The organism is Phormidesmis sp. 146-20 (assembly GCF_052939475.1).
In genome coordinates this window covers 1-18,637 of record NZ_JBJPHT010000010.1, presented here as the reverse complement: position 1 = coordinate 18,637, position 18,637 = coordinate 1, and the positions used below count along the sequence as shown (strand labels likewise).

The window sequence follows — 18,637 nt, the reverse complement described above, 5'->3', positions numbered from 1 at the left end:
AGAACAAAGTTCTCCCTCATCCCTCACATCAAGAGGTGCCACCGTGCAGAGTCTTCATATCGGGCTGCTAACCGTCATTCTGGGAGCGATCGCTGCCCATCCAACGTTGGCACAGTCCATCACTCCGGGAATCGATGGAACGGGCACTGTGATCAATCAAACGGGTAGTACCTACACGATTACGGGAGGCACCCCGATCAATGCCAATCTGTTTCATAGCTTTCAAAGGTTTGGACTTAGCCCTGGCGAAGTGGCTACGTTTTTGTCGAATCCCAACATTCAAAACATTTTAGCCAGAGTTAATGGAGGCGAAACGTCGGTTATTAATGGCTTGATTCAAGTAACAGGCGGCAACTCCAATTTGTTTTTGTTGAATCCGGCAGGCGTAATTATTGGAGCCAATGCCAGTCTCAATGTGCCTGCTGCCTTTGTTCCTGACCCTCTACTTCCAGGTTCTTCAGATATCTTGCGATCGTCCTCAGTGTCGTCGTTTTCATCATCAGTGTCGTCGTCATTCTCATCATCGGCTTCGTCGTTTTCATCGTCGTTTTCATCGTCGTTTTCGTCTTCATTCTCATCATCTAGCTTTAGTAGTTCCATCACGTTCAATCTTCTCCAAAATCCATTACCCAATTCGCTCACCTTCTCACAACCTACGATTAAACCGTCTCTTCCACTTGTACAGAATCCGGCACCTTCAGTCTTTCGGGGACGATCACTGATCCAATTCAATTCACCTGACAGTTTGTTGAAGTTTCCGGCGACTATTCCCTCGATCGCGCTTCCTCGACAGCTAACCGGAGGCACAGGCGACAATGCAACGACAGCCATTGATCAAAACGGCACGATTCAGCTAGTTGGTTCTGGACTGAGCAGTGCTACCGTGGAGCCAACCCGCTCTGAGAAACGTCCTGACATCGCACAACCTGCCAGCGCCTCACCCCCTCCCTCATTGATGGATGCAACCTGTCTAGATGCAGGCGTTAGTAATATAGAAGCTACCCTGACTCAAACCTACTCCAACTACTTCAGATTCAAATCGAGCCATCCGACTTCGACCAATGCTTGCCTTGTTCTTGACTCGATCCAAACCGCAACAGGGGTTAAAAATGCCTTACTGTATGGCACCTTTGTACCTGCCTCGCTCAACACTGATCCAGAACAGGCCCAACTCGAATTAGTAATCGTTGCTCACTCACGACCTCCGATTCGCAAACGCATTGCGGCCGCTACTCGCCAAACAATTCGACAATTAACGAATCAGTTCCGCAGTGAGATTTCTGATCCGAGTAAAGTCGGTACAACAAGCTATCGTCGATCGGCACACCAACTCTACCAACTTCTCATCGCCCCGATCGAGTCAGAACTCAAAGCCCAACGCATCCAGCACATCACCTTAATTTTGGAGCCAGACCTTAGCACACTGCCTTTAGCAGCCCTCTACGATCGTACCACTCAGCAGTTTCTTATTGAGAAGTACAGCCTTAGCTTGATGCCCAGTCTGAGCCTCACCGACACGCGCTATCGAGATATTCGCAAACTGCAAGTGTTAGCAATGGGTCGCTCAACCTTCACCGATCCTAGACAGTCTCCTTTACCTGCTGTCCCGATCGAACTTGCGCTGATCACTCAAACCCTCTGGTCGGGCAAAGCTTTTCTCAATGAGCAGTTCACGCTCAATAACTTAAAACAACAGCGACCTCAATCCTTTGGCATTCTGCATCTGGCCACCCACGGAGAATTTAAGTCTGGAGATCAGCGCCCCAATGCTGCCAAAGAAGATTTAAAGCTGTCTCTACAAACCTCGAATGCTTCCTACATTCAGCTATGGGATACACAACTGCGCCTCAATCAACTTCGCGACCTAAAGCTAGACAATCCCCCGGTTGAACTGTTGGTTCTGAGTGCTTGTCGGACGGCAGTGGGCGATCGTACGACCACCTTGGGATTTGCCGGACTTGCGCTCCAGTCGGGTGTAAAATCAGTTCTCGCCAGCTTGTGGTATGTCAGCGACACGGGAACATTGGGACTGATCGCCGAATTTTATCAGCAGTTAGCAAAGTCATCCACCAAAGCAGAAGCAATACAACAAGCCCAAATTGCAATGATCCGTCAGCAGGTCAAAATTCAAGACGGTCAATTGTCCTGGACAGGTGGCAAACAGCCTCTACCCGCCAAGTTGCCCAAATTTGTTGATTTATCTCATCCCTACTACTGGTCAGGATTCACGCTAATTGGCAACCCTTGGTAAGGAGAACTGGGCAAATTGGAGACATCAATTGAATTTCCCCTAATCCCCTATGAGTGGGAAACTTTGAATTAGATTGACGTTGGGTGGACGGTGACAGAACTTGTGGGGCATTCTGTGTGATCAGACCTATTGCTTCACAGCTTCTTGACGATGAAACTTACCTACCCGACTCTGCTTTCACTGCTCTTGCTCACAGGTTGCGCTCCAACCATACGATCTCACGCGGCCTCCTTGAATGAGGCCCGGCAAGATTTTAAGACAGTTGTGCAGCCTCAAAAAGCCCCGATTCAGCCCGTCGAAGCCGCCCCAACTTCGATCTTTCAAACGATCAAATATCCGGCTCCAAGCGGCAAACTGGCGGCTTATCTTTCTCCCAATCCTGGCGACGGCAAAAAACATCCCGCAATGATTTGGATCACAGGCGGCGACTCCAACACGATCGGCGATATCTGGTCTCCGGCTCCGCGTGACAACGATCAAACGGCGGCAGCGTTTCGCAAAGCAGGCATTGTGATGATGTTCCCTTCATTGCGAGGGGGCAACGACAATCCAGGCACCAAAGAGGGCTTTTTGGGCGAGGTAGATGACGTGATCGCCGCCGCAAACTATTTAGCAAAGCAGGATTACATCGATCCCAAACGGATTTATTTGGGCGGTCACAGTACAGGCGGCACCCTGGTTTTGCTGGTTGCACAGACCTCCAATCTGTTTCGTGGGGTCTTCTCTTTTGGGCCAGTAGAGGATGTCTCCCGATATGGAGCCGACTCTGGGTTTCTGCCATTTGATATTTCAAATCAGAAGGAAGTCGAGGTACGATCGCCCCTCCATTGGTTGTCTTCTATCCGATCGCCCGTCTGGGTTTTTGAAGGAACTGAGGGCAATGTAGATTCGCTGCGAGCCATGTCAGAAGCTTCAACAAATCCCAAAGTCCAGTTTATTGAGGTCAAAGACGTTGACCATTTCGCCACGCTTGCCCCAATCAATGAGATCATCGCCAAAAAGATTCTCAAAGACACCGGAGAGATGAGCACCCTTTCGATCTCTCCCAAGGAAGTGAATCAAGCTTTTTCTCGATAACTCGATCACTTGGTCTCTATTTCATCTCGGCAGAACTGGTGGTCTTTGATTTTACAAATTTTGTAATTCGCCGCCAGTTTGCTTTGACCACTTTCCACTGAGCGATCGAATGCATCACAACAAACGTCAGAAATGTATAAGACAACCAGAAATGAAGACTTCTTCCCACCTCGACCATCGCTGGATTCTTAGGAAATAAATCGGGAAGCACAATCCCAAAGAACTTAACGTTACCGCTCCTAAATGAATTGGAGAGCAAAAACCCCGCGATCGGAACTGCCCACATAAATAAATACAGACTGGAATGCAGCGCTACTGTCTTAAACCAGTCCGGTGTAAACTTAGGAAAACGCTTAGTGTACTTGCGCCACCACACCCGCAGCAATACCAAAATTCTCCAGGTGAGCAGCGCCATCGTCAACACCCCGATCGACTTATGAAAGTCATAAAGCGCTCCCCGAAAGGAAACTTCTCTCGGCAGTTGAGCCATAAATGTGCCCACGACAAACAGCACCAGATAACAAGCAGCCATCCACCAATGCACCGACATCAACTGTTTGAAAGCAGAATTAACTCTAGATCTTGCGGTGGTTTGTTGGATTGAGGTCATCAAAGTTCTCCCAGGAGTGAAGGTGATTTAACGTCAATTTGATCAAGTTCTTTCGCGGCTTTGTTGAGCGATTCTGTTCCCCATTCTATAAAACTTCAGAAAGAGTTGTGGCTTGAGTTCTACCCATTTTGATTAACCTTTTCTTAGTCAACGAAGGCAAGCCAAAATACAGGGGATTAAGTTCTGAATTTTTAGTCACATTCCGGGATTCTCTTCAGCATTGCAGAAAGACTTCTGTAGTGTGAGCGATCGGGCTGGTCATCCCATGTCAAAGTTGCACTCAAGCCGCTTGTAGCCATAAGCACAACACAAAGATCTCTCTTTAGGTAGATTGTTAAACAGATTAATTGAAAGAAAGAGGAAAGTCAGGGTCTAAAACACTATCCTGAAGGGTAGAAATCAAACATTTTGTGGCATCATTCGGACGGTTGTTAGTTCACTGAGTTATTACCGCTTTGCTCCCTCTTAATGCCGCTCAAAACTTATGTTTAACTACCTTCCACCGCTCAACGAGCACAACTTACCTTACCCAGACACCATCCATCCGATCGTCGTTCACTTTGTGATTGCGATGGTGCTATTTGCAGTATTCTGCGATGGAATCGGCTACTTTACCAAAAATCCTCGACTCTATGAAGTGAGTTGGTGGAATCTGGCATTTGCCACCGTGTCGATCTTCATCGCGGTGATCTTTGGACAAGTAGAAGCAGGACTCGCCGAACCCTATGACGCTGCGACCTCAACGTTGGATCTACACACCATTTTGGGCTGGTCGTTATCAGGCATTTTGGCGGGTGTGACGGGGTGGCGCTATGTGATTCGATCGCAAAATAAGCCGCAGTTGCCCATTCCTTATCTAGTCGTGAGTGTGCTACTCGTCGGGCTGGTAATTTTTCAAACCTATCTCGGCGATTTGCTGGTGTGGGTTTATGGATTGCACAACGTTCCGGTGGTTGAAGCGACCAGAAGAGGGGAACTGTGATGAACTCGGATTTAGTTAACCAATTGGGCGATCGCCTCGGTGCTAATGACTTGCCTTATGTGATTCCAATTCATCCCAACTTGGTGCATTTGACGCTGGGACTATTTATCGCAGCGATCGCCTTCGACATTGTGGGCGTGCTTTTTCCGGTTGAGAAAGCGGTCTTTAAGTATCTGGCGATTCCGGTGACGCGATCGGGCCTCTTTGATGTGGGCTGGTACAACGTGTTGGCGGCTGCGGTGATTACATTCTTGACCGTCGCGACTGGGTTTTTTGAAATCTTGCTGGCCGATCCGCTAACCGATGTCAAAAGCGCCTGGGGGCTGCAAGCGATGGAAACGATGCTCTGGCATGGCGTTGGAGGTGTGTTGCTGCTGGCTCTCATGGTCGGTATGACCGTCTGGCGAGGCTTTCAGCGCTACCTTTGGCGTAAGGATATGGCCAGACAGGTACAGTGGGGCTATCTGGCAGCAGGGCTGGCTATCTTTTTGCTGATGTTTTTACAGGGGACGCTGGGATCGCATCTGGGCGGTGAGTTTGGCATTCACACCACGGCTGACCAACTGCTCAAAATGGGCGAAAATCCAAATCAACAGTTGTAGGTCTGGTATTCGTCAAACTTTGATTAAAGCGTGTTACTGACTCAAAAACGGTGAACGGTGCTACGAGTTCTCAGAGCTTTTGGTAGTCAATCTTATCTCAGGGCTGTTCTACTAAACTCGATCGATTCCTACTCTTTGCGGCTGTGACTATGAAACTTCGTGCGATTGTGACACTTGCCGTTTTAGCGGTACTTCTGGGATTCTTTAGCATCTGGATGGGACAGCAATCTTACGGCTGGTTTCCACCGGAGGCGGCCGCTGAAGCCAAACTGTCAGACGATTTGTTTAGCATCTTTGTCGGACTGGGAACCTTCGTCTTCTTTGGCGTGACGATTCCCATTGTGTATTCTCTAGTCTTTCATCGAGCCGGGAAGTATGACTTTAGCGACGGCCCGCCGATCGAGGGCAACACCCTACTCGAAATTATTTGGACAGGGGTGCCGATCGCGCTTGTCTTAGGGCTATCTTTTGCCAGCTATCGCACCTACGATAAGATGTCAGTGCGGGGCCCGATGGAGTTGGTACATCTCCACATGCCGCAAATGGTACAAACTGCCAATGCCGCCCCGTTTGACGACACGCCCCAAAAAGAAATTCAGAGCGCCCAGGAAAAAGCCCCCGTAGAAACGATCGAGGTGACGGCCAAACAGTGGGCCTGGATCTTTCGCTATCCCGATCAAAATGTCACCAGTACCGAGCTACATCTACCCGTCGATCGTCGCATTCATTTAGCACTGCATTCAGAAGATGTGCTGCATGGTTTCTATGTGCCAGCCTTTCGACTCAAGCAGGATGTGGTGCCCAATCGAACGATCGACTTTGAGTTTACGCCGATTCGTCCTGGTAAATATCGTCTGAGAGACTCGATGTATAGCGGCACTTATTTTGCAGCAAATCAGGCAGATATTGTGGTGCAGTCCCCCAGTGACTATGAGCAGTGGTTGTCAGATGCCGCTTCCCAAACGCCGTCTCCCGCCTACAATCAAGCGGCCTTTGAATATGATAAGGGCACCAAAAGCGGCAACATCGGCGGCTGGAAATCAGTCGCGCCTGCCTCACCTCCGATCGTCAACTACGCCCCCAAACACGAAGCCACCAGTCCTTCTGCTTAAGCCTGTAGGAGTGAATTCGATAAAGTCTTTTTGCTTCGTTATTCTGGCCTTCTGCCCCCCAACCCCCCAATTTTGGGGGACTTTAAGACAAGATCTCTGGTTCAAAATCCTCAATTAAGGGAAAGATTGCCCTCCCTGAACCAACAGAATTAATTCTCTCATCCCTCATCCCTCATCCCTCATCCCTTCCCCCTAATGGCCAACATCCCCGTTGAAGCAATTGGTGTCACTCGCGCCCAACCCTATCCCGGCGCACCCGACAACTGGAAACGATTTTTCACCTTCAGCACCGATCACAAAGTCATTGGCATTCAGTATATTTTCACGTCGTTTTTCTTTTTTCTCGTCGGTGGACTGTTCTCAATGGTCATGCGCGGCGAGTTGATTAGTCCTGATACCGATCTGGTCGATCGTACCGTCTACAATGCGCTATTCACGATGCACGGCTCGATCATGCTGTTTCTCTGGACGTTCCCTGTTTTGGTGGGATTGTCAAACTATCTGGTGCCCTTGATGATTGGGGCGCGAGACATGGCCTTTCCTCGGCTGAATGCGGTTTCGTTTTGGATGATCCCCGTGGTTGGCGTATTGATGATTGGCAGTTTTTTGGTGCCCGGTGGCCCGTCTCAATCGGGGTGGTGGGCCTATCCTCCTGTCAGTTTGCAAAATCCAACGGGCAACTTGATCAATGGTCAGGTGTTGTGGATTTTGGCGGTGGCGATTTCTGGTGTGTCGTCGATTATGGGCGCAGTGAATTTTGTCACGACCATTTTTAGAATGCGGGCACCGGGAATGACCTGGTTTAGAACGCCTGCTTTTGTCTGGTCAGTATTGGCGGCGCAGTTAATTCAACTCTACGGACTGCCCGCTTTGACGGCGGGGGCGGTCATGCTGCTGCTCGATTTAACCGTGGGAACGAGCTTCTTTACCCCTGAGCGGGGCGGCAATCCGGTGTTGTATCAGCATTTTTTCTGGTTCTATTCTCACCCGGCGGTCTATGTGATGATCTTGCCTGTGTTTGGGATTTTTTCAGAAGTGCTGCCTGTCCATGCGCGTAAGCCGCTGTTTGGGTATCGAGTCATTGCCGTTTCATCGGTTTTGATTACGGTGATTAGTGCCACGGTCTGGGTACATCATATGTTTGCCAGCGCGACACCGGGTTGGATGCGGATCGGCTTTATGTTTACCTCGATGCTGGTTGGAGTCCCCACTGGGATTAAGGTCTTTGGCTGGGTGGCGACGATTTGGGGCGGTAAGATTCGATTGACGACTCCGATGTTGTTTGCGTTGGGGGGCATTGTTAATTTTGTGTTTGCGGGTGTGACTGGCATCATGTTGGCATCCGTTCCGATCGACATTCACGTCAACAATACCTACTTTGTCGTCGGTCACTTTCACTATGTAATTTATGGTGCGATCGTCTTTGGCATTTACGCCGGGTTGTATCACTGGTTTCCCAAAATCACCGGCCGCATGTACTACGAAGGTCTAGGGAAGGTTCACTTTATCCTCACCTTTATTGGAACAGCGCTCACTTTTCTACCGATGCACGCAGCCGGACTAATGGGAATGCCCAGACGAGTCGCTTCCTATGATCCAGAGTTTGCTTTTTGGAATGTGTTGGCTAGTTTGGGTGGGTTCTTACTAGGAATCTCAACATTGCCTTTTATTCTCAACATGGTGAGTTCCTGGATTCGGGGTGAAAAAGTGGGCAACAATCCCTGGCGAGCGATCGGGCTAGAGTGGCTGACCACCTCACCACCTCCGGTCGAGAACTTTGAAGAAATTCCAGTCGTGATCTCGCCTCCCTATGGCTACGGCAGCAATGAACCCCTGGTCGCAACTAGCCCCAATCCAGACCTCCCACAATCGCCTGACATCCCTACTACCTAGGAGCCAATCATGACCGCAGAAAGAGCGATCGCCCAAGAAGTTGAAGCCGACGTTCGGCAGACTCAAGAACATGACGAAGCAGGCAACAGTAAGTTTGGCTTTATTGTATTTTTGCTGTCGGAGAGCGTGATCTTCCTCAGCTTTTTTGTTGGCTACATTGTCTACAAAACAACGACCGCTGACTGGTATCCGCCCGGAGTCACAGGTCTAGAGGTTGAGGCACCGAGAATTAATACGATCGTTTTAGTCTCCAGTAGCTTTGTGATCTATGTGGCCGAGCGCTATTTGCATGACAAAAAACTGTGGGGATTTCGGCTGTTTTTGCTGGCGACAATGGTCATGGGGGGCTACTTCCTATATGGACAAGCGATCGAGTGGCGCAGTTTGACCTTTGGCTTTACGTCTGGCTTGTTTGGCGGAACGTTCTACTTACTCACTGGATTTCACGGTCTGCACGTTCTTACGGGTATTTTGCTTCAAGTGTTGATGTTGGGGCGATCGTTTTATCCGGGCAACTACGACAATGGTTTCTTTGGGGTTGAAGCAACTTCGCTATTCTGGCATTTTGTTGATGTAATCTGGATTGTTTTGTACATTCTCATCTATGTTTGGCAGTGAGTGTTTCTCTATTAGCTTCTCTATTAGCACCGTGAGGAAGAACCATGATCATTGATGATCAGTACTACGATGTTATTATCATTGGCACTGGGGCAGGCGGCGGCACTTTGGCGCGTAAGTTGGCTCCCACAGGCAAAAAGATTTTGGTGCTGGAGCGAGGCGACTTTTTGGTCAAAGAGAGTTCGGAGCTAATCGATACAGAAGTATTCAAAAAGGAGCAGTTTCACGCGCCTGAGCAATGGTACGACTCCCAGGGAGAGCCGTTTACTCCACAAGCTCAATATGCAGTGGGCGGCAACACCAAACTTTATAGTGGCGTGTTGATGCGGATGCGCGATCGAGACTTTGCCGACGTTCAACATCAAGACGGCCTTTCTCCTGCCTGGCCCCTCACCTACCAGGATTTTGAACCCTACTACACCGAGGCTGAGAAACTTTATCAAGTCCACGGCAAATCTGACGACGACCCGACTGAGCCACCCCATAGTGAACCTTATCCCCACTCGGCGATCGCTCACGAATCCCACATTCAAACCATCAGCGACATTCTCTCAAAACAGGGACTTCACCCGACCTACTTGCCTCTAGGATTGGGCGATCAGGGCAGAACTGATTCAGAAGACAGTGGCATCACGCCTGCCCTTCAACACGCCAACGTCACCCTCAAAACCTCTGCTCAAGTCGTTTGTCTGCACACCAATCCTTCTGGCTCTGAAGTCAAAGCTGTCCAAGCCAAAATAGGCGAACAGTCCTATCTGTTTTTGGGACACATCATTGTGCTGTCTTGCGGAGCAATCAATTCGGCGGCTCTACTGCTGCGGTCTGCCAACGAAAAACACCCCAACGGCATTGCGAACGGGTCTGATCTAGTTGGTCGTCACTTGATGAAACAACAGTTGTCTGTCGTCGTGCAGTTAACTTCTTCGGCTAATTCGGGATTGTTTCAGCGATCGCTCAGTCTCAACGATTTCTATTGGGGAAACGGCGACTATCCGTATCCGATGGGGCATGTACAAAACTCTGGTGGCATTCTACAAGACGTGATCTTTTCAGAAGCGCCTCCGATCCTCTCAGTCTTGACTCGACTCATGCCAGAATTTGGGCTACGACAGTTGGCGACTCGCTCGATCGGCTGGTGGCTCCAAACTGAAGACTTGCCCGACCCCAACAACCGAGTCCGATTAGCGGGCGATCGCTTGCATCTAGATTATCAGCCTAAGAATGTTGAGGCCCACGATCGCTTAGTTTATCGCTGGATTGATGTGTTGAAGGCGATCGAAGCGGACAGTCCGACATTGTTTAATCGAGGGGCGATTCATCCGCGTAGCGATATGCCCATTCAGGTGGTGGCGCATCAGTGTGGGACTTGTCGGTTTGGGTCAGACTTGACGACTTCGGTGTTGGATCTCAACTGTCGTTCCCATGAGGTTGACAATCTTTATGTGGTGGATGGGAGTTTCTTTCCGTCTAGTGCGAGTGTCAGTCCGGCGCTGACGATCATTGCGAATGCGTTGCGGGTAGGCGACCACTTAATTGAGCGGTTGGAGGGCTGATAGTCCGTAGTAGCGAGTCTAGTGAACGATCGATCAACAGATCTGCAAGCTATGATTGCAACAGCAGTCTACTCAGCCTTCTGTTAAGTTTGAGAGCTATGAATCGTGACGCTCAACTACCTGATCTATTTTCTACTGCGGACTGTATCGAGGCGATTAAAGCATTCGCGCTGGGGGAATTCGATCGCCAAATTCAACATCACCAACTCTACTACCACACCCGCGATCATCTGGCTCAAGTCCAACGGCGATCGCAGCTAATCTTTCAAACTATCAGCCCTGGCTTGCATCAATCTGAGGTAGAACAGTCTCAAATGCAGCGCCTGTTGGATCTGTGTGTGATTGTTCATGATATGGTGCAAATCTTTGAAGTACAGCCGCAGCATACTTCTCGGCAAAGAACGGCAGGGGTGAGTGAAACCGCGACCATCGATCGCTTACTGGAGTACATTCATGCTCACCATTGCGAACAACTCACCGAATTAGATCAAGCCATACTGCGATCGGCGATTGCTGCCACAGTTTGCGCCTATGACACTGCCGAGCAAGCAATCTATCAGCCTGCTTTAGATCAAATGGATTTGCCGATCGTGGCACGAATTCTAGCATTGGCCGATTTGGGTGCATTGGGAATCGACGGAATTGCAATGTACAACCAGGAAGGAAGCCTATTGTTTTTAGAAGAAAATCCAGACGTGATTCCACTGTTGTTAGACGGCACGATTTACCAACTAGAAACGACTGATCCAGCCCTGGCAAAAAACATTCAGCAACGCTTACTCAAACGCTGTCATTTTCAAATCAACTTTGCAAAAAGTCGGGTAAAACGCATTGATCAAGAACTCGCTGGATTTCCAACGGCAGCGATCGCACCGCTTCGTCACGAGGTCTTTCAGCACTTAACACCCGCCACAATCCAAACGCTGGAATCCACTACGCCCACAGATAATCAAACTTCACTAGAGGAACTGCTGCGGTTTTTTGAGTTCGATCGCTACCTGGATTAACGTGAATTCGATGAAGTTCTTTTGCTTCGTTACTTAAGTCTTCCGCCCCCCAAGCTGCCAATTCTGGCAAACTTTCGGATCAACTCCTCTTGGCTGTAACGTCGTTGGCACACTGCCATGCTGTCCTCAACTCCAACTACATCCTGGTCGGGTGGCAACTGACATCGTAGAGGATGTTGCACCGGGAATAATGCGGCCGCCTGCTGCAAGAGACAGAGGGTAAATTGGCAGTAGATAGTAATACCGCGCCTCAAATAGTAAAAACAATCCTAAGATGACAACAAACGTCTAGCCAAAAGCTTGATATTTTCTGCCTCCTCGCGCAAATAAGTAGTAGTAAACGCCTGCTAGCCAGGCTGGAAATGCCACAGGGTTCATCAGAATGAACTGAACGCAAATAGCGCCATCGAAAACTTGTTCATTAGTCCGATACCGACAACGATGCCTGCAATCAGCCATAGTTCAGAATTTTCGTACTTCAGAATCAAAATTGCCCAATAAGGGCATAGCATCCAAAGTAGCAGTTCAAACGCATTCATCGTCAGAATGGTTTGCATAGAAGTAGCATTGTTAGCAGAATTCTCCTAATTGGATGTGGTTCTTGGTTCAAAATGTTCTACTTTGCATCTGTTCTTTCTGCCAATCTACTCCTTCTGCAAAACCTCGACGGTAGTAGAGAAACACGCTCAACAAGTAATGTAGCAAAGGCGAGAAATGCTGCGTTGAGCCGTTTCTCCAACCCACACAATAAAGCCGATACAACGTTCCCATCCGCTCACACTGCATACTCTGACTCCAATCACTGATATTGTTCACGTTGAATCGCGCCTCGTTATGCACAGCCTCATCGTTTTGTCCTGCCCTCAAGGTTGTGCAGTGAATGATGGGAGGCGCGTTAGACACGGAGAGTTGAGGATAGTCATAGAATACTCCTCGGTAGCAAAGACGTTTCATCACTTTTACCTCTTTGAATGAACATGGAGTTGTAGCAGGAATCCTTTATTGCTCTGACCAACTCTCTAGGGATGAAATTGAGACCGATCAATCTTCTCCCATGATTCCAGTGGGACGATTAATTGAATATTTATGCAGGCATCACTGAGAGAATGAGGAATTTTCTGAAAAGTTATATAAAAGTTAGAAGCTGAGTTTAGATTGAGCATAAAAACGGTTAAAAAAGTCAGAACTTCTTCGGGCAAAGGGTCTGATGTAGCTCGGATGCTCTTCGCTTTGTATTTGATGATTCGACTGCATAAACTGCCCACAGCAGAACCCACCGAAACAAGAGGAGAGCATTTCGAAATTCTGAGCAGAATGGAGTAGCCATGCCCTTTGAAGAAACTCGCACCTTTGAGTTTGATGTTGCAACCTTAGAACGGGAAAGCCAATTTTTAGGCATTGGCGATCGTTGGGTGATCAATCGCTACTCAAAGCAGGCAATCAGCCTGATTGAAGGTTTAGCAGGGGGAATCGAATTAGAATTGGTTCAAATCTCAGGCGGGAGTTTCCTGATGGGATTGCCACCGCATGAACAAGTTCTCACTTTCCTTCCTGACAGCGAAAGTCCTCAGCATATCGTCACCATTCAGCCGTTTTGTATGGGTAAGTACCCTGTCACCCAAGCCCAATGGCGAGCCGTTGCTGCTCTCCCTCCTGTCAACTGTGACCTCGACCCTGACCCGTCTACGTTCAAAGGGGATAGTCTTCCAGTCGAAGGCGTGACTTGGCACGATGCGGCTGAATATTGCGATCGCTTAACTCAACAGACCCAACGAGCCTATCGCCTCCCGACTGAAGCCGAATGGGAATATGCGTGTCGTGCAGGAACTACGACCCCCTTTCACTTCGGTGAGAAATTGTCACCAGAACTGGCAAACTACAAGACAAGTGCGATACAAACTTATAAGGCTGACTACAGCTATAGTATCGGGCTAGGCAGAGAAAGCCGTGGGTCAACCACACCTGTAGGTAGCTTTGGTGTTGCCAATGCCTTTGGGCTATACGATATGCACGGCAATGTCTGGGAGTGGTGCCTGGATGATTGGCACAGTGGCTATGAAGGTACACCTACAGATGGCAGTGCTTGGGTTGATGGCGATAATACGAATCCGTCTCGAAAACCTTACAGAGCAGAGCAGCGGAATGGGATATGGTTCGTTTATCCAGTTGATTGCCCCTCTGCATATCAACCCTTATACCCAGATGAAGGTGAAGCGGAGTGGTGGGATCGCTCAGTGCTGCGGGGCGGTTCGTGGTTCGCACATTCTGCTGACTGCCGCTCTGGATACCGCCTTCTAGATGATACAACTAGCCGCGTCGTCTGCGCCAAAGACATTGGCTTTAGGGTCGTCTGTTAAATCCATCTGAGTTTTGATCAAGAAGCGATGCGTAACCGCGCAACATCTCGAATCGGGGAAGCCCCAAACATGCGGGAATATTCACGGCTGAACTGCGAAGGACTCTCGTACCCAACCCGATGAGCCGCCTGAGTTGCATCAACATTCTCGGTCAGCAGCATCTGACGCGCAGCTAATAGTCTCAATTGTTTTTGATACTGTAGCGGACTCATCGAAGTGACTGCTTTGAAGTGGCGATGGAACGATGCAGGAGACATATTTGCTTGTTCAGCTAGTTCATCAACCCGCAGAGGCTTGATAAAGTCAGCTTTAATCCGTTTGAGGACTTCAGCAATGCGCTGCATACTACTGCCAGAAGTCGCAATTTGACGCACGGCTTCGCCTTGTTCGCCCATCAGAAGACGATAATACATTTCGCGAATGATCATCGGTGCGAGAAACGGAATATCCTGCGGTGTGTCTAAAAGCTGTGTCAGTCGAATGGCGCAGTCAAAAGGTGTCCAAAGACCTCCAAAAATACCCAATCGATCGCCCAAAAAGGAAGCCCCGAAAGTTTGAGGGTTTTCTGAAATCCTTACTATGTCTGAAGTTTGGAACGGAGAGAGAGGGATTCGAACCCTCGTTAAAGTTACCCCTAAACAGCATTTCCAGTGCTGCGACTGAGAGGCTAAAAGTACTGACATGCAAGGGTTTTGATTTTTGCGATCGGTACGATAGTCATTCCATAGTCAAAATTGATCGCGAGGTGTCTTAATAATTCTTTACATTTAGTGAGAGGGCGATCGCATTTTTAAGCTTCCATTGGAATTTAATTCCATTTATCTATAAACAGAGCATTTTGGTATGATCATGTTTCTTCTTGCTCGTCAAAAAGTTAGGGTCATGTAACGGATTATGGACAAGACTCAGATAAAGAAGACCTAGTGGTCTGTCAAGATTAAAATGAGAGACAGCTAGGGGCTGTAACCCTCGAATGAAAGCAGATTTTGAGAAAATTTATCCCTCAATTAAAGATTGACAGTCTACTAGGTCGCATCGAATCAGAATGTAGTGAGATTGGAGCAGGGTTTCCTGCTTACTCCAAAAATCCGAAGCCGATAACACCTGCCCAAGCGAAGGCGATGATGCGAAAGGTGCGATTACAGTCAATGGTGTTGAGCGATTTCGCAGAACTGATTCAATCTGTCAATTTGGGCGCGGGTACTGAAGCGGCAATCACAGAGGGGAGACGACGCATTCGTCAGCAATTAGCTCATCTCACGGACGAACAGCAAGCCTATTTCGATGCTTTGGTTGGTGAAGATCAGCTTCAGTCCTCAGACAAGCCGCTTCGTGCCCAACTGAAGTCGATTGTCCATTCATTACTCTCACCTTCAGATTGGAGTGAGATCGGACAAGCTGCAACGCAAGCCATTCAAAACCATTGGGACGAGTTCATTCAAAGCTCTAAAACTGCCTGAGTCGAGGTAATCGCACAGCCGCTCTTTACAATTCGGTTGAAATAGCGCGATCGCAAGATCTACTACAGCATTGGCATTGCATTTGACACAACGCAATGAGGTGCGTGGCTGGAGAATGAAGCGTAAGGTTCGAGTTATGCCTCGACTATAATGAGAGATGTTGTTCAAGGAAACCCTATGAATCAACGCTCATCAAACACGCTCAGAGTAACGCTTCGGTTAGAAGCGCAGGCTTCCGGCAGAGTTGCGGCTTCCGTGGTTGAATTTCCTGACTGTCGAGTAGAGGCAGCAACGCGGGAGGCAGCGATCGCGAAAGTTCAAGCTGCTTTCTTAGAGCAACTTGCCCGGAGTGAGACAATTTCGTGGGATGTGCCTTTGCCAAATGAAAATTTGAATGGTTCTGAACGGATAATGGAAAGCCCGTGGATTAAGTACGCTGGGATGTTCAAAGATGATCCAGACTTTGCAGAGATTGCGGCGGCGATTCGAGCAGAGCGGGAAGTTGAGGACGATACAGAAGTTGATCCTTCCATTTATTCGTTAGAAGGTTGAGGACAGAACTTGTACATTCTCGATACTGATCATGTCTCGCTTTGGCTAGAGGATCATCCAACCGTTAGGAGCAAAGCAGCCGAATTTGAGGCAGATCTTGCAATTACGATCGTGACTGTTCAAGAACTGTTTAATGGTTGGGTGGGTCGCCTCAATGACCCTGCTCAGGCAAATCATCAAGTTCGACTTTATGCAAAATTGGCGAGAATCGTGGCGTATTTGCAAGAGGTTAAGGTTTTAGAGCTAGATGATGTCGCCGATCTCTGTTTTCGCCAAATGCTAACTGACTCACCCAACTTGCGGAAAAATCGGATTCAGTAAAGATATGAGGATTGCTGCAATTGCTCTTTCTCAAAATGCTACAGTTGTCACTCGTAATCGCCGAGACTTTGAACAAGTGCCAAGGCTGAAGATTGAGGATTGGAGTCTCTAGAAACTGAGGGATTGAAGTCAAACGGTATCGTCTCAAAACCCAGCCGATTCAACCCAAGAATTGCTTGCTGCACCTCTTCAGGTTGCAAATTGTCTTGATCGACCAGACTCTTAAGCAGGGTGTAAGCTCCTAAATATTGATCTGCGGTGTAAGTAATCCAATGATTCTCAAACGCCATTGCATTGTGTAACGCCATGACAATCTGTGTGAACGGATCTTCAGATGAAGGATCGCGCATTTCTCGCATCGTCCGAATCAGGCTATCTGCATAAACCGGAGAAGGCGGTTCGTCGCGATCGCGGCGAATTCGCCGCAAATCTGGCAGAATTTTTTCAGCAAAACTAATTCGTAGATCTTTCTGAGCGGTTAGGCTAGACGGCTGTAAGGATTGCACGAAGCGTAAGACCTCTCGCTGCTTGTCAAGAGGCAGAACCTTCAGTGTTTCGATCACATCTTGCTCAACACTCGTAATCCACCCGCTTTTCTCCTTTAGCTGATTCTATCCTTACTTTATGAGCGCGATCGCAATCCTAAAAAAGTGCGGTTGCAATTGCTCCGACAAACCTCAAAAATCGCCTAATTTGGGAGTCCTTCACGATGTCTGATCGCCTTTATGATGTTGTCCTTTATGGTGCGAGTGGGTTCGTTGGCAAACAAACGGTGCAATATTTTGCCAACCATGTTGCTCCTGAGCAATTGCGCTGGGCGATCGCTGGACGAAGCCGCCAGAAATTAGAGGCTGTTCGGGATGAAGTGGGTGTAACGGTGGATGTGCTAGTTGCCGATAGTCAGGATCAGCAGGCGATCGATGCGATCGTGTCTCAAACGCGAGTCATTCTTACCACTGCTGGACCGTTTGCGCTCTATGGCAATGCTCTCGTCGATGCCTGTGTTCGCTTCAAAACACATTACGTGGACATCACCGGAGAAACGCCCTGGGTCAGAACGTTGATCGATCGCTATCATGAGCAAGCCGCGATCGACGGTACGCGCATCATTCCTTGCTGTGGCTTTGATTCTGTTCCGTCTGACCTCGGCACTTACTTGATCGTTCGTCGCCTACAAGAATTGGGGATGCCTTGCAAACAAGTCAAGGCTTATTTCCAAGCAGCAGGGGGCTTCAATGGTGGGACTCTGGCATCCGCGTTTAATCTCTACGATTCACAGGGGTTAGTACAGATGAATGAACCCTTCCTGCTGAATCCATACAGAAACCATACTCAAGCTGAACTCGATCGTAATCGCGATCCACACCTGCCAGTGTTCGATCCAGATCTCAACACCTGGATTGCACCCTTCTTTATGGGAGCCGTCAATACTCGAATTGTGCGGCGGAGTGCTGCCTTGTATGAAGACTGGCAGGAACCTTATGGAGCCGATTTTACCTACCAGGAATATCTCAAGTTTGAGGAGCCACTCGCAGGGCTGAAAGCAGTAGGTATGACATCAGGACTTGCTTTGTTTATGGGAGCATTGCAACAGCCTCAAGTGCGATCGCTGTTGCAACCGATCTTGCCTCAACCGGGAAGCGGACCCTCAGAGCAAACGATGAATGAGGGGTGGTTCTCCTGTGACCTGATTGGGACTGCGGGCAATGGACATAAGGTACAAGGACTGATTCGAGATCAAGGTGATCCTGGCAATCGAGCAACTGTCAAATTCATGTGTGAATCAGCCTTGAGTTTGGCACTTCAAATCGTTGAGCTACCCGGAGGTCAGACGCGGGGAGGCATTCTGACTCCAGCGACTGGATTGGGCGAGGTTCTGGCACATCGGTTACAACGTGCTGGAATGACTATAGAAGTGGAGGTTCCGACGCTAGATTGATGCCTGATAAAACTCTATTATCAAACCGTACTTTTGTACTATATAATAGCGGCATTTGCGATTCCTAGAAGTGTTCAGACTGGAGGAAAGTAGATGTCCAATCACAGCGGCAGCTATATGCTCAACGACATTATTCAAATGCTCGACGATGAGCAAGTATTGGAGACGATCGGGCTGCAAAAAACGCAGCAAGTCATCACCAAACTTGTTGAGGTTGCTTCGAGAGAGTATGACTGCAATGCTGGAGAAAGGGTATGTCAATAGTTTTGTGTCAAAGGTGAAAAGTTAGAGGGGAAATCGGTC

General features: G+C 48.7%; 20 protein-coding genes. 15 read left to right on the top strand and 5 right to left on the bottom strand.

The window, feature by feature from the left end:
* Positions 1-43 precede the first annotated feature (43 nt).
* Both ACKFKH_RS10840 and ACKFKH_RS10835 read left to right on the top strand, forming a co-directional pair.
* The gene (locus tag ACKFKH_RS10840) at positions 44-2,251 is read left to right on the top strand and encodes a CHAT domain-containing protein (RefSeq protein ID WP_446858298.1); all 2,208 of its coding nucleotides are present in this window, start codon (positions 44-46) and stop codon (positions 2,249-2,251) included.
* Between the two features lie 150 nt (positions 2,252-2,401).
* Positions 2,402-3,328, top strand: a complete 927-nt coding sequence (locus tag ACKFKH_RS10835; RefSeq protein ID WP_446858297.1) for an alpha/beta hydrolase family protein — start codon at positions 2,402-2,404, stop codon at positions 3,326-3,328.
* A gap of 16 nt (positions 3,329-3,344) precedes the next feature.
* Here the strand turns inward: ACKFKH_RS10835 and ACKFKH_RS10830 are convergent, their stop codons facing one another.
* Positions 3,345-3,938 carry a cytochrome b gene (locus ACKFKH_RS10830; RefSeq protein WP_446858296.1) on the bottom strand — a complete coding sequence of 198 codons (594 nt, stop codon included), beginning with the start codon at positions 3,936-3,938 and terminating at the stop codon, positions 3,345-3,347.
* Between the two features lie 484 nt (positions 3,939-4,422).
* On the opposite strand from ACKFKH_RS10830, the gene ACKFKH_RS10825 reads away from it, so the two are divergent.
* The 7 genes from ACKFKH_RS10825 (at position 4,423) to ACKFKH_RS10795 (ending at position 11,705) form a co-directional block, all read left to right on the top strand.
* The gene (locus ACKFKH_RS10825) at positions 4,423-4,920 is read left to right on the top strand and encodes a DUF2231 domain-containing protein (protein ID WP_446858295.1); all 498 of its coding nucleotides are present in this window, start codon (positions 4,423-4,425) and stop codon (positions 4,918-4,920) included.
* On the top strand, positions 4,920-5,522 hold the full coding sequence (locus ACKFKH_RS10820) for a DUF2231 domain-containing protein (protein WP_446858294.1): 603 nt from the start codon (positions 4,920-4,922) through the stop codon (positions 5,520-5,522). The genes ACKFKH_RS10825 and ACKFKH_RS10820 overlap by 1 nt, the downstream gene beginning before the upstream one ends.
* 149 nt (positions 5,523-5,671) lie before the next feature.
* Positions 5,672-6,634, top strand: coding sequence for a cytochrome c oxidase subunit II (locus tag ACKFKH_RS10815; RefSeq protein ID WP_446858293.1), 963 nt, complete (start codon positions 5,672-5,674; stop codon positions 6,632-6,634).
* A gap of 195 nt (positions 6,635-6,829) precedes the next feature.
* Positions 6,830-8,527: a cytochrome c oxidase subunit I gene (gene ctaD, locus ACKFKH_RS10810; protein ID WP_446858292.1), complete on the top strand. Its 1,698-nt coding sequence runs from the start codon at positions 6,830-6,832 to the stop codon at positions 8,525-8,527.
* Positions 8,528-8,536: 9 nt separating this feature from the next.
* Positions 8,537-9,145, top strand: coding sequence for a cytochrome c oxidase subunit 3 (locus ACKFKH_RS10805; protein WP_446858291.1), 609 nt, complete (start codon positions 8,537-8,539; stop codon positions 9,143-9,145).
* Between the two features lie 44 nt (positions 9,146-9,189).
* Entirely contained in the window at positions 9,190-10,698 is a 1,509-nt protein-coding gene (locus ACKFKH_RS10800; protein ID WP_446858290.1) for a GMC oxidoreductase, read from the top strand.
* Between the two features lie 98 nt (positions 10,699-10,796).
* Complete coding sequence (locus ACKFKH_RS10795) at positions 10,797-11,705, top strand: hypothetical protein (protein ID WP_446858289.1); 909 nt, start codon at positions 10,797-10,799, stop codon at positions 11,703-11,705.
* Between the two features lie 377 nt (positions 11,706-12,082).
* Here the strand turns inward: ACKFKH_RS10795 and ACKFKH_RS10790 are convergent, their stop codons facing one another.
* Entirely contained in the window at positions 12,083-12,262 is a 180-nt protein-coding gene (locus tag ACKFKH_RS10790) for a glycosyltransferase family 39 protein (RefSeq protein ID WP_446858288.1), read from the bottom strand.
* A 49-nt stretch (positions 12,263-12,311) separates the two neighbouring features.
* Positions 12,312-12,659: a hypothetical protein gene (locus ACKFKH_RS10785; RefSeq protein WP_446858287.1), complete on the bottom strand. Its 348-nt coding sequence runs from the start codon at positions 12,657-12,659 to the stop codon at positions 12,312-12,314.
* Between the two features lie 371 nt (positions 12,660-13,030).
* Here ACKFKH_RS10785 and ACKFKH_RS10780 point away from each other — a divergent pair, with 371 nt between their 5' ends.
* Positions 13,031-14,062: a formylglycine-generating enzyme family protein gene (locus tag ACKFKH_RS10780; protein ID WP_446858286.1), complete on the top strand. Its 1,032-nt coding sequence runs from the start codon at positions 13,031-13,033 to the stop codon at positions 14,060-14,062.
* Positions 14,063-14,079: 17 nt separating this feature from the next.
* Here the strand turns inward: ACKFKH_RS10780 and ACKFKH_RS10775 are convergent, their stop codons facing one another.
* Entirely contained in the window at positions 14,080-14,598 is a 519-nt protein-coding gene (locus ACKFKH_RS10775; protein ID WP_446858285.1) for a helix-turn-helix domain-containing protein, read from the bottom strand.
* 450 nt (positions 14,599-15,048) lie between these two features.
* On the opposite strand from ACKFKH_RS10775, the gene ACKFKH_RS10770 reads away from it, so the two are divergent.
* From ACKFKH_RS10770 to ACKFKH_RS10760, 3 genes are all read left to right on the top strand, one after another.
* Complete coding sequence (locus ACKFKH_RS10770) at positions 15,049-15,522, top strand: hypothetical protein (protein ID WP_446858284.1); 474 nt, start codon at positions 15,049-15,051, stop codon at positions 15,520-15,522.
* A 177-nt stretch (positions 15,523-15,699) separates the two neighbouring features.
* Complete coding sequence (locus ACKFKH_RS10765) at positions 15,700-16,074, top strand: hypothetical protein (protein ID WP_446858283.1); 375 nt, start codon at positions 15,700-15,702, stop codon at positions 16,072-16,074.
* Between the two features lie 9 nt (positions 16,075-16,083).
* Positions 16,084-16,395: a type II toxin-antitoxin system VapC family toxin gene (locus tag ACKFKH_RS10760; protein WP_446858282.1), complete on the top strand. Its 312-nt coding sequence runs from the start codon at positions 16,084-16,086 to the stop codon at positions 16,393-16,395.
* Positions 16,396-16,442: 47 nt separating this feature from the next.
* On the opposite strand, the gene ACKFKH_RS10755 is transcribed toward ACKFKH_RS10760, so the two are convergent.
* Positions 16,443-16,958 carry a hypothetical protein gene (locus ACKFKH_RS10755; RefSeq protein ID WP_446858281.1) on the bottom strand — a complete coding sequence of 172 codons (516 nt, stop codon included), beginning with the start codon at positions 16,956-16,958 and terminating at the stop codon, positions 16,443-16,445.
* Between the two features lie 146 nt (positions 16,959-17,104).
* Here ACKFKH_RS10755 and ACKFKH_RS10750 point away from each other — a divergent pair, with 146 nt between their 5' ends.
* Positions 17,105-18,334, top strand: a complete 1,230-nt coding sequence (locus ACKFKH_RS10750; RefSeq protein ID WP_446858280.1) for a saccharopine dehydrogenase family protein — start codon at positions 17,105-17,107, stop codon at positions 18,332-18,334.
* A gap of 93 nt (positions 18,335-18,427) precedes the next feature.
* Positions 18,428-18,598 carry a hypothetical protein gene (locus ACKFKH_RS10745; protein ID WP_446858279.1) on the top strand — a complete coding sequence of 57 codons (171 nt, stop codon included), beginning with the start codon at positions 18,428-18,430 and terminating at the stop codon, positions 18,596-18,598.
* Positions 18,599-18,637: the final 39 nt, after the last annotated feature.

Bases quoted from the DNA above. Each gene is read 5' to 3' on its own strand.
- ACKFKH_RS10835 (WP_446858297.1), top strand. From the start codon at position 2,402: ATGAAACTTACCTACCCGACTCTGCTTTCACTGCTCTTGCTCACAGGT.
- ACKFKH_RS10830 (WP_446858296.1), bottom strand. From the start codon at position 3,938: ATGACCTCAATCCAACAAACCACCGCAAGATCTAGAGTTAATTCTGCT.
- ACKFKH_RS10825 (WP_446858295.1), top strand. From the start codon at position 4,423: ATGTTTAACTACCTTCCACCGCTCAACGAGCACAACTTACCTTACCCA.
- ACKFKH_RS10820 (WP_446858294.1), top strand. From the start codon at position 4,920: ATGAACTCGGATTTAGTTAACCAATTGGGCGATCGCCTCGGTGCTAAT.
- ACKFKH_RS10815 (WP_446858293.1), top strand. From the start codon at position 5,672: ATGAAACTTCGTGCGATTGTGACACTTGCCGTTTTAGCGGTACTTCTG.
- ctaD (WP_446858292.1), top strand. From the start codon at position 6,830: ATGGCCAACATCCCCGTTGAAGCAATTGGTGTCACTCGCGCCCAACCC.
- ACKFKH_RS10805 (WP_446858291.1), top strand. From the start codon at position 8,537: ATGACCGCAGAAAGAGCGATCGCCCAAGAAGTTGAAGCCGACGTTCGG.
- ACKFKH_RS10800 (WP_446858290.1), top strand. From the start codon at position 9,190: ATGATCATTGATGATCAGTACTACGATGTTATTATCATTGGCACTGGG.
- ACKFKH_RS10795 (WP_446858289.1), top strand. From the start codon at position 10,797: ATGAATCGTGACGCTCAACTACCTGATCTATTTTCTACTGCGGACTGT.
- ACKFKH_RS10790 (WP_446858288.1), bottom strand. From the start codon at position 12,262: ATGCAAACCATTCTGACGATGAATGCGTTTGAACTGCTACTTTGGATG.
- ACKFKH_RS10785 (WP_446858287.1), bottom strand. From the start codon at position 12,659: ATGAAACGTCTTTGCTACCGAGGAGTATTCTATGACTATCCTCAACTC.
- ACKFKH_RS10780 (WP_446858286.1), top strand. From the start codon at position 13,031: ATGCCCTTTGAAGAAACTCGCACCTTTGAGTTTGATGTTGCAACCTTA.
- ACKFKH_RS10765 (WP_446858283.1), top strand. From the start codon at position 15,700: ATGAATCAACGCTCATCAAACACGCTCAGAGTAACGCTTCGGTTAGAA.
- ACKFKH_RS10750 (WP_446858280.1), top strand. From the start codon at position 17,105: ATGTCTGATCGCCTTTATGATGTTGTCCTTTATGGTGCGAGTGGGTTC.
- ACKFKH_RS10745 (WP_446858279.1), top strand. From the start codon at position 18,428: ATGTCCAATCACAGCGGCAGCTATATGCTCAACGACATTATTCAAATG.